The 3,440-nt window shown below is 64.6% G+C and carries 4 protein-coding genes; 2 read left to right on the top strand and 2 right to left on the bottom strand.

The genetic code is table 11. The features are described 5' to 3' along the window. The first annotated feature begins 161 nt into the window (after positions 1–161). A complete protein-coding gene (locus U9980_RS14575; RefSeq protein WP_322752873.1) occupies positions 162–863 on the top strand; it encodes a DUF4232 domain-containing protein in 702 nt (233 codons plus the stop codon). Positions 864–915: 52 nt separating this feature from the next. Here the strand turns inward: U9980_RS14575 and U9980_RS14570 are convergent, their stop codons facing one another. Next, complete coding sequence (locus U9980_RS14570; RefSeq protein WP_322768406.1) at positions 916–1,401, bottom strand: NUDIX domain-containing protein; 486 nt, start codon at positions 1,399–1,401, stop codon at positions 916–918. Between the two features lie 694 nt (positions 1,402–2,095). Between U9980_RS14570 and U9980_RS14565 the strand changes: the two genes are divergently transcribed. Further along, on the top strand, positions 2,096–2,962 hold the full coding sequence (locus U9980_RS14565; RefSeq protein ID WP_322750159.1) for a helix-turn-helix transcriptional regulator: 867 nt from the start codon (positions 2,096–2,098) through the stop codon (positions 2,960–2,962). 82 nt (positions 2,963–3,044) lie between these two features. Here U9980_RS14565 and U9980_RS14560 read toward each other — a convergent pair whose 3' ends face one another. Beyond that, a complete protein-coding gene (locus tag U9980_RS14560; RefSeq protein ID WP_322750160.1) occupies positions 3,045–3,281 on the bottom strand; it encodes a DUF397 domain-containing protein in 237 nt (78 codons plus the stop codon). Between the last annotated feature and the right edge of the window lie 159 nt (positions 3,282–3,440).

The following is a 3,440-nucleotide window of genomic DNA, read 5'->3' as shown; positions in this document are numbered from 1 at the left end:
TGTGACTGGTGTCCGCTGTCAGGACGCCGGCCGGGTGAACTGTTCCTTACCCCGTGGTGTGACCGTTACCACTGCGAAGGCGTGGCATGGCCGGTGACCCGGCTGCGGCCGGTCATGGGCCGCAGCCGGTGGATGGACGACTGGTGCGAGACTTCTGCCTTATGGTGAAAAGACCCCGGACCCGTGCGAGCCGGTTCATCGCGATCGGAGCCGGGCTGGTGGTCCTCGGCGCCGGTGCTGGCGCATGCAGTTCCGGTGGTGCCGCGCCGGCAGCTGACGCAACGCCGACGAAGATCCAGGCTCCGCTCGGCGCGGAGGCGGGTATCAGGGCGCAGACCGGCAGTGACCAGGGCTCATCCCCCCGCCCGTCGCCCGTGCCCGGCGGCCAGCTGACTCCCGCACCCGGGTCACCGCCGGTGTGTGGCGAGTCCGAGCTACGGCTTGATGCCGGTCCGATGACGGGCGCCGCGTCCGCTGAACGTCAGGGGTTCGTCGTTGTCCTCACCGACATCGCAGACCGGCCGTGTTCGTTGATCGGCTATCCGTCCGTGGTCGCGTTGAACAGCGAAGGCCGCCAGGAGCGGTCCGCCGCCCGGTCCGAAGGCGGCAGCCTGTTCAGGGTGGGCCCACCGGGAACAGTTGTCCTTCAGCCACAGCACAGCGCGTCGTTCGGGGTCGAATGGACAGCCGTTCGTTCCGCGGGCACATCCGATGCCAAGGACGCATGCTTGCCGTACGCGAGTTTTGTGATCATCCCGCCGAACCAGGGTGGAGGTCGGCACGTTGATCGCCAGGTAGCCATCTGTGACGCATTCCAGGCGCATCCCGTGGTCGCCGGAACCACGGGAACACGGTCGCACTGACCGACAGTTACGACCGACGACCGACGACCGACGACCGACCACTACCCACTACCTACGACGATGCCCGGAAACCCGCGATGCCACGCAGACGTGGGACGGCACCCATCCGTTGGGGATTCCACCCCAGCTCCGAATACATGTCATTGTCCTGCCATCGGGCCAGCGCCTCCCGGTCCAAGGCGGCGAGCGACTCCGGCAGGGCGTCCAGATGGTGCCACTGAAGGCGGCCCACCCGCTGGTCCCGGCCTGGCGCTGGCATGCCGCGCCAGTGGGTCAACCGGAAGAACAACCCCACCCGTTCACCGGTATCGCCGTAATGATGATGCGCCACGTGCGCGAGCCACACATGCGCTGCCATCGCCATCACCGACACCGTGTCGTCGGCGATTCGAAGCACGGCCTCTATCGCCGGTTCATGCCCGTGTAACTCGCCCCATGGAAGCCGCCACGGTGAATCCGGCTCGCCGGAACAGCCCAGCAGAACCGACCCGTCCGCGCGCCACATCAGCACATGGACATCGATCGGCAACTGAGTCACACGGTCGCTATCCGCACGGTCGATATCCGTGCGGCCGGCATTCGCACGCTCGGTATCTGCGCCGTTGGCGTTGTTGCCTATCACCACAGCCCCCCTCCGGGGGTGTCGCCAGCAGTGGGGTGGATGCGCGGATGAGCCTGCGCTGTACTCCAAGGGGATCGCATTGCGGCCCCCTTGGCCCCCCGCGCCCGGCCGGTTACACCGTTGGCACCGTCGGAAACCGGCCCGTTAGCCGGGCCGGCAAGCGCCCGCCGGTCAGCCGCGTTCCAGATGACGGTGAGCTGTTCCGTGGCATCGACGACCGATAACCACATCTGCGCGCCCATCATGTGCCTGACCACCAAGTTTGCGAACCAATCCCTACGACGCACCCCTGCAATCACGCCGCCGGAACTTCGACAACGAGTAGTCGCTATCTGACCACCCGCTGTCTGTCTGAAGCCCCGCCTCGCCGACGGTTCCCCCCTGCGAGCCGTCGCCATCGCGAAGTAGGTGAGGCGGACGCCGTGGGTTATCATCACGGCCTCCCGGGATCCCCACTTTCGCGGCGTGAGTGAGGGTGCTTGCACATCATGGCGCTCGTAGTGTGCAAATGCAAGGTCCGGGTGCACGTGCATGTGGCGTGGGCGTCTGTGGGGCGATGGAAGATCGGATGGCATACTCTTGCCCTGACCGATGTTGAGGGGGACTGATCGTGACGACCGCTGAGTCCGGAGGTGGTCCGACTGTGCGTCGGATCCTCCTTGGTTCCCAGCTCCGCCGGCTACGTGAGGACCGGGGCATCAGCCGCGAGGATGCGGGATACAGCATCCGGGCGTCTGAATCGAAGATCAGCCGCCTGGAGTTGGGACGGGTCAGCTTCAAGGAACGCGACGTGGCTGATCTGTTGACCTTCTACGGTGTCACCGACGAGGCTGAACGGGCGCCGTTGTTATCGCTGGTCCGTGAGGCCAACCAACCTGGGTGGTGGCACAGCTACACCGATGTCCTACCAGGTTGGTTCCAGTCCTACATCGGGCTGGAGGAGGCCGCGGCTCTGATCCGCACCTACGAGGTCCAGTTCATTCCGGGCCTGCTCCAGACCGAGGACTACGCCCGCGCCATTATTACTCAGGGTTACAAGGGGATGCCGGCCAAGGCCGTCGAGCGTCGGATCAGTGTACGGATGAATCGACAGAGACTGCTGATGCGGCCAGATCATCCTCGGTTATGGGTGGTCGTGGATGAGGCCGCACTACGGCGGCCGATAGGTGGGCCCAAGGTGATGCGTGCTCAGCTCGAGTACCTCACGACGCTCACGGAGCGGCCGAATCTCACTTTTCAGATCATGCCGTTCCTCTTCGGCGTTCATGCCGCTGAAGGCGGCGCGTTCAGTATCCTGCGCTTTCCCGAAGAGGATATGTCGGATGTCGTTTACCTGGAGCAGCTCGGCGGTGCCGTCTATCTGGACAAGCGCGAGGACGTCGACCGTTACCTGGAGGCCATGAACCGCCTCTGTCTCGACAGCTTGCCTCCGGCCAGCACCGCTGAGGTCCTCAGCCGGATCCTCAGCCAGACCTGAGGCACGGTGGGCAGCACGACCGTGCGGTTTCGCGCCCCGGGAGGCGCGAAGCGCCTGGCTGCCTCGGGTTCATCCGAGGTTTCTACTGGAACAGGTTGTCAAAGTCACCGTCCTTGGCCCCGAGGATGAGCGCCTCGATCTCGGCGCGGGTGTAGATCAGTGCGGGACCTTCCGGATGCCTGGAGTTGCGGACCGCGACGGAGTCCGCTGACAGTCGGGCCATCTCCACGCAGTTTCCCTGCGAGTTGCTCCGCCGGCTCTTCTGCCAGGTGACCTGCGGCAGAGCGGTCGCGGACATTCCGTTGTAGATCTCGTGCACGGTGGTCTCCCTCGATTTTACGAGCCGTCGGCGACACGAGAAGGTCATAATTGTGTCGCCATTGGCTTTTTGTGTTGTTTTGCCATTTTGGTGATAAATAAAGGTCATAATTGTGTTTTCGCTGACGGACGGGGCTTGCGAGTCCGTGCCTGCCGTGCC

This window comes from Protofrankia sp. Cr1 (assembly GCF_963555865.1).
In the GTDB taxonomy this organism is placed as follows: domain Bacteria; phylum Actinomycetota; class Actinomycetes; order Frankiales; family Frankiaceae; genus Protofrankia.
The sequence above is the reverse complement of the archived record's forward strand: the minus strand, read 5'-3'. Positions and strand labels throughout refer to the sequence as shown.

Bases quoted from the DNA above. Each gene is read 5' to 3' on its own strand.
- U9980_RS14575 (WP_322752873.1), top strand. From the start codon at position 162: ATGGTGAAAAGACCCCGGACCCGTGCGAGCCGGTTCATCGCGATCGGA.